The organism is Marixanthomonas spongiae (genome assembly GCF_003095375.1).
GTDB classification, from domain to species: Bacteria; Bacteroidota; Bacteroidia; order Flavobacteriales; family Flavobacteriaceae; genus Marixanthomonas; species Marixanthomonas spongiae.
The window spans coordinates 1-5,464 of the sequence record NZ_QEHR01000022.1; the positions used below are offsets into that span (position 1 = coordinate 1).

At 51.7% G+C, this 5,464-nt stretch carries 2 tRNA genes and 3 rRNA genes; all 5 read left to right on the forward strand.

The annotated features are described in order from the left end of the window. The first annotated feature begins 147 nt into the window (after positions 1-147). A 16S ribosomal RNA gene (locus DDV96_RS15635) occupies positions 148-1,673 on the forward strand. Positions 1,674-1,883: 210 nt separating this feature from the next. Beyond that, positions 1,884-1,957, forward strand: a tRNA-Ile gene (locus DDV96_RS15640). A 126-nt stretch (positions 1,958-2,083) separates the two neighbouring features. After that, positions 2,084-2,157 (forward strand) — tRNA-Ala (locus tag DDV96_RS15645). 204 nt (positions 2,158-2,361) lie between these two features. Next, a 23S ribosomal RNA gene (locus DDV96_RS15650) occupies positions 2,362-5,191 on the forward strand. A 129-nt stretch (positions 5,192-5,320) separates the two neighbouring features. Then, positions 5,321-5,427 (forward strand): 5S ribosomal RNA (gene rrf, locus DDV96_RS15655). Together the 16S, 23S and 5S rRNA genes with 2 tRNA genes alongside form the textbook arrangement of a ribosomal RNA operon. The last annotated feature ends 37 nt before the right edge of the window (positions 5,428-5,464 follow it).

The following is a 5,464-nucleotide window of genomic DNA, read 5'->3' on the forward strand; positions in this document are numbered from 1 at the left end:
AAAAGTTCATTGATATATTGAAATTGACAGCGAGACACGGGATGGGAACGTTCCGTGTCGATATTGAAAAACTAAACTAAGTATGACTCTTGAGATTTTTTTGGGTAGGCTTTTTCGTCACGGGTATGTAAATTTATTTATGAATCTACGATGAAGAGTTTGATCCTGGCTCAGGATGAACGCTAGCGGCAGGCCTAACACATGCAAGTCGAGGGGCAGCATAGATTGCTTGCAATCTGATGGCGACCGGCGCACGGGTGAGTAACGCGTATACCACCTGCCTCGCACAGGGGAATAGCCCAGGGAAACTTGGATTAATGCCCCATGGCCCGCGGGCGCAACATTGCGCCCTCGGTAAAGATTCATCGGTGCGAGATGGGTATGCGTCCTATTAGCTTGTTGGTAAGGTAACGGCTTACCAAGGCTGTGATAGGTAGGGGCCCTGAGAGGGGGATCCCCCACACTGGTACTGAGACACGGACCAGACTCCTACGGGAGGCAGCAGTGAGGAATATTGGACAATGGGCGGGAGCCTGATCCAGCCATGCCGCGTGCAGGAAGACGGCCCTATGGGTTGTAAACTGCTTTTACAGGGGAAGAAACCCCGCCACGTGTGGCGGGCTGACGGTACCCTGCGAATAAGGACCGGCTAACTCCGTGCCAGCAGCCGCGGTAATACGGAGGGTCCGAGCGTTATCCGGAATCATTGGGTTTAAAGGGTCCGTAGGCGGGCGGCTCAGTCAGTGGTGAAAGTCTGCAGCTCAACTGTAGAATTGCCATTGAAACTGGCCGTCTTGAATCAAAGTGAAGTGGTTAGAATGAGCAGTGTAGCGGTGAAATGCATAGATATTGCTCAGAATACCGATTGCGAAGGCAGATCACTAACTTTGCATTGACGCTGAGGGACGAAAGCGTGGGGAGCGAACAGGATTAGATACCCTGGTAGTCCACGCCGTAAACGATGGTTACTAGCTGTTGGGCCGATTGGGGCTCAGTGGCCAAGCGAAAGTGATAAGTAACCCACCTGGGGAGTACGTTCGCAAGAATGAAACTCAAAGGAATTGACGGGGGCCCGCACAAGCGGTGGAGCATGTGGTTTAATTCGATGATACGCGAGGAACCTTACCAGGGCTTAAATGCAGTCGGACAGGGGCGGAAACGCCCCCTTCTTCGGACTGGCTGCAAGGTGCTGCATGGTTGTCGTCAGCTCGTGCCGTGAGGTGTCAGGTTAAGTCCTATAACGAGCGCAACCCCTGTGGTTAGTTGCCAGCGAGTAATGTCGGGAACTCTAGCCAGACTGCCGGTGCAAACCGCGAGGAAGGTGGGGATGACGTCAAATCATCACGGCCCTTACGTCCTGGGCTACACACGTGCTACAATGGCAGGTACAGAGAGCAGCCACTGCGCAAGCAGGAGCGAATCTACAAAGCCTGTCTCAGTTCGGATCGGGGTCTGCAACTCGACCCCGTGAAGCTGGAATCGCTAGTAATCGCACATCAGCCATGGTGCGGTGAATACGTTCCCGGGCCTTGTACACACCGCCCGTCAAGCCATGGAAGCTGGGAGTACCTGAAGTCGGTGACCGCAAGGAGCTGCCTAGGGTAAGACCGGTAACTGGGGCTAAGTCGTAACAAGGTAGCCGTACCGGAAGGTGCGGCTGGAACACCTCCTTTCTAGAGCGACCTTTCCTTGACCGGAAAGCAAGCACATGCCTTTGGGAAGGCCGGACACAGAGAAGTCCGGGTCGTGCTTGGTTTAGCTGTCAATTTTCAATTATTAAAAATAGATATGAGATATCAGATATGAGATGTGGGGCAAAAGCACTTATATATAAGGGTAAGGTCTAAAATCCAAGTTCTAATATCTAATGTCTATAAAAAGACAGTCTCATAGCTCAGCTGGTTAGAGCGCTACACTGATAATGTAGAGGTCGGCAGTTCGAGTCTGCCTGAGACTACGGATAAAAAAGCACGGGGTACGGATTTAAAAGTACGGGTGCACGTTCATTGCAAATTGAAAGGAAATTCTGGAAGTTGGGGATTCAACATTCGTAATTCTGAATTCTAAATTCTGAATTCCAAATGGGGGATTAGCTCAGCTGGCTAGAGCGCCTGCCTTGCACGCAGGAGGTCATCGGTTCGACTCCGATATTCTCCACAATTCATAATTCCGAATTTATAATTCAGGATTAAGAAAAACGTTCATTGACATATTGGGAAATAAGAATACGAGAAAAGCAATAATTAAAGTAAAACGAAGTACGAAGTACGAAGTTTGAAGTACGGAGTTTTTTGAACTGTGTACTGCTTACTGACTGCTGAATACTTCAAATTGAACAACTCATTAAAGAGCAAAAAAGTACAATAAGCAAACTAAGAGCGTATGGGGGATGCCTAGGCTCTCAGAGGCGATGAAGGACGTGATAAGCTGCGAAAAGCTGCGGGGATTGGCACATACAAGTTGATCCGCAGGTATCCGAATGGGGCAACCCACCATATTGAAGATATGGTACCCGAAAGGGGGCAAACCCGGGGAACTGAAACATCTAAGTACCCGGAGGAAGAGAAAACAACAGTGATTCCGAGAGTAGCGGCGAGCGAAATCGGATTAGCCCAAACCAATGTTGTTACGGCAACATTGGGGTTGTAGGACTGCAATGTTCAATGCTGGATGAATTAGAACAAGTTGGAAAGCTTGGCCAGAGAAGGTGACAGCCCTGTATGAGCAAAGAAAGCAGCGATAGCAGTATCCTGAGTAGTGCGGGGCACGTGAAACCCTGTATGAATCCGGCGGGACCATCCGCCAAGGCTAAATACTCCTGAGAGACCGATAGTGAACCAGTACCGTGAGGGAAAGGTGAAAAGAACCCTGAACAAGGGAGTGAAACAGAACCTGAAACCATACGCTTACAAGCGGTCGGAGCCAACTTGTTGGTGACGGCGTGCCTTTTGCATAATGAGCCTACGAGTTACTGTTGCCAGCGAGGTTAATCCCTTTTAGGGGAGGAGCCGCAGCGAAAGCGAGTCTGAACAGGGCGCTTTAGTTGGCAGTAGTAGACGCGAAACCGTGTGATCTACCCTTGGGCAGGTTGAAGCAGTGGTAACACACTGTGGAGGACCGAACCCGTTGACGTTGAAAAGTCTTGGGATGACCTGAGGGTAGGGGTGAAAGGCCAATCAAACTCGGAAATAGCTCGTACTCCCCGAAATGCATTTAGGTGCAGCGTTGACATATAGTTTTATAGAGGTAGAGCTACTGATTGGATGCGGGGGCTTCACCGCCTACCAATTCCTGACAAACTCCGAATGCTATAAAATGTTGGTCAGCAGTGAGGGCATGGGTGCTAAGGTCCATGTCCGAGAGGGAAAGAACCCAGACCATCAGCTAAGGTCCCAAAATATACACTGAGTTGAATAAACGAGGTTGGACTGCCCAGACAGCTAGGATGTTGGCTTGGAAGCAGCCATTCATTTAAAGAGTGCGTAACAGCTCACTAGTCGAGCGGTCCGGCATGGATAATAATCGGGCATAAGTGTATTACCGAAGCTATGGACCCCGTGTATTCGGGGTGGTAGGGGAGCATTCTGTTTGCGCCGAAGGTGGACTGCGAGGTTTGCTGGAGCGGACAGAAAAGAAAATGTAGGCATAAGTAACGATAATGCGGGCGAGAAACCCGCACACCGAAAGACCAAGGTTTCCTCAGCTATGCTAATCAGCTGAGGGTTAGTCAGGGCCTAACGCGAACCCGAAAGGGGTAGTGGATGGACAACAGGTCAATATTCCTGTACCTGCCCGCGCTAAAAGCGACGGAGGCGAAAACTGGGTGCGTGCTGACGGAATAGCACGTTGAAGGGAGCGGCAACGCCCCGACAGTACACCAAGGCTACGGCTGCGGTGACAATCCCGGGGACCGACTTCCAAGAAAAGCGAGCGTGGCAGCCTGTACCGCAAACCGACACAGGTGGTCGGGATGAGAATTCTAAGGTGCTCGAGAGATTCATGGCTAAGGAACTAGGCAAAATGGACGCGTAACTTCGGGAGAAGCGTCGCCCCCTTACGGGGGGGCCGCAGTGAAAGAGTCCAGGCGACTGTTTATCAAAAACACAGGGCTCTGCTAAATCGAAAGATGAAGTATAGGGCCTGACACCTGCCCGGTGCCGGAAGGTCAAGGGGAGACGTAAGCTTCGGCGAAGCGTTGAACTGAAGCCCCGGTAAACGGCGGCCGTAACTATAACGGTCCTAAGGTAGCGAAATTCCTTGTCGGGTAAGTTCCGACCTGCACGAATGGTGCAACGATCTGGACACTGTCTCGGCCATGAGCTCGGTGAAATTGTAGTATCGGTGAAGATGCCGGTTACCCGCTGTGGGACGAAAAGACCCCGTGAACCTTTACTATAGCTTAGTATTGACCCTGGGCAAATAATGTGTAGGATAGGTGGGAGGCTTTGACCCCGCGTCGCCAGGCGCGGTCGAGCCACTGTTGAAATACCACCCTTTATTTGTTTAGGGCCTAACCCCGATTTCGGGGGACAGTGCTTGGTGGGTAGTTTGACTGGGGTGGTCGCCTCCAAAAGAGTAACGGAGGCTTCTAAAGGTCCCCTCAACACGGTTGGCAATCGTGTGCAGAGTGCAATGGCATAAGGGGGCTTGACTGAGAGACACACAGGTCGATCAGGTACGAAAGTAGAGCATAGTGATCCGGTGGTTCCGCATGGAAGGGCCATCGCTCAAAGGATAAAAGGTACTCCGGGGATAACAGGCTGATCTCCCCCAAGAGCTCACATCGACGGGGGGGTTTGGCACCTCGATGTCGGCTCGTCACATCCTGGGGCTGGAGAAGGTCCCAAGGGTTGGGCTGTTCGCCCATTAAAGTGGCACGCGAGCTGGGTTCAGAACGTCGTGAGACAGTTCGGTCTCTATCTACAGTGGGCGCAAGAAATTTGAGTGGATCTGACTCTAGTACGAGAGGACCGAGTTGGACCAACCTCTGGTGTACCAGTTGTCCCGCCCGGGGCACCGCTGGGTAGCTACGTTGGGAAGGGATAAGCGCTGAAAGCATATAAGCGCGAAACCCACCACGAGATGAGATTTCTTTAAAGGGCCGTGGGAGACTACCACGTCGATAGGCCACAGGTGGAAGTACGGCAACGTGCGCAGCCGAGTGGTACTAATAGCCCGTAAGCTTATGTACGCCGCCGCTCCCCCCGAAAGGGGGGAGGGCAACTCTTTGCTTGAGCGGTATCAGTTTTGGTCATTGCCCTTTTCGTGTTCTTTCCCTATATGTTATAATATCAAGTCCCCGATTACCGGGACGAAGGCTTAAGGTGGTTATAGCGACGGGGCTCACCTCTTACCATTCCGAACAGAGTAGTTAAGCCCGTTTGCGCCGATGGTACTGCACCGTGGGAGAGTAGGTCGCCGCCTTCTTACAGGCCCCCCATCATTGTGATGGGGGGCTTTTTTT